The following is a 261-nucleotide window of genomic DNA, read 5'->3' as shown; positions in this document are numbered from 1 at the left end:
ATTACATCGGTAAACTCCGGCTGTTCGCCGAATTTTCAGAGGACGAAGATATCACCGCTTATGCCAACGCCATCGAAATCCATTATTTCAATTCTTTCACCCATGAATATGAAAAAGCAGATCAATTGCTTGAAGAAAACCGTAAGCAGATGGGGATGGACGATTATTACTATTTGGAAAAAGGAAAAGCATTATATGGAATGAAACACTATGCTGAAGCCCTGGATTGCTTTAAACAACATCACATGAACCCTTTTATGC

At 39.1% G+C, this 261-nt stretch carries 1 protein-coding gene; it reads left to right on the top strand.

Annotated elements, in window-relative coordinates; genetic code table 11:
• The coding region (locus R0J92_RS24000) for a hypothetical protein (RefSeq protein ID WP_411053523.1) at window positions 1-261 on the top strand (261 nt) is incomplete at both ends.

Origin of the sequence: Tritonibacter sp. SIMBA_163, assembly GCF_046535935.1 — a bacterium.
Classification (GTDB): domain Bacteria; phylum Pseudomonadota; class Alphaproteobacteria; order Rhodobacterales; family Rhodobacteraceae; genus Epibacterium; species Epibacterium scottomollicae.
Note: the sequence above shows the minus strand (reverse complement) of the source record. Positions and strands in the feature narration are given on the sequence as shown.